This window comes from Rahnella sp. PAMC25617 (genome assembly GCF_050606005.1).
Lineage (GTDB): Bacteria > Pseudomonadota > Gammaproteobacteria > Enterobacterales > Enterobacteriaceae > Rahnella > Rahnella variigena.
This window is the reverse complement of sequence record NZ_JBOCUM010000229.1, coordinates 1-312: the sequence shown is the minus strand read 5'-3', so window position 1 is coordinate 312 and position 312 is coordinate 1. Positions and strand designations below refer to the sequence as shown.

The window sequence follows — 312 nt, the reverse complement described above, 5'->3', positions numbered from 1 at the left end:
CAAAAGATTGGATGCGGGAATATGGCGATGCAATGCCACATACTAAATACGGAAGGACGGTAGTTTTCTTTTTCTCCGATGAAGTAGATTTGGAAATCGACTTATCTCTTAAGGCTCCTTATTTTATCGAAAGCTTGCAACCTCATGTACTTGCGACCTACCAAAAGAGCCCGATGGGCGATGTGAGCTTCATTGATGGTTATCCAAAATGAGAAAACGTTTTACACTAGAAGAATACAAAGAAGGTGTTCTGGCGGGAGATAGAACGAAACTCAGTCAGGCAATCACCTTGGCGGAGAGTGCTTTAGAGAG

At 42.9% G+C, this 312-nt stretch carries 1 protein-coding gene; it reads left to right on the top strand.

Annotated features, from left to right (window positions below; genetic code table 11):
- The coding region (locus ACM615_RS24245; RefSeq protein ID WP_431012686.1) for a hypothetical protein at window positions 1–212 on the top strand (212 nt) is incomplete at its 5' end.
- Window positions 213–312 lie beyond the last annotated feature (100 nt).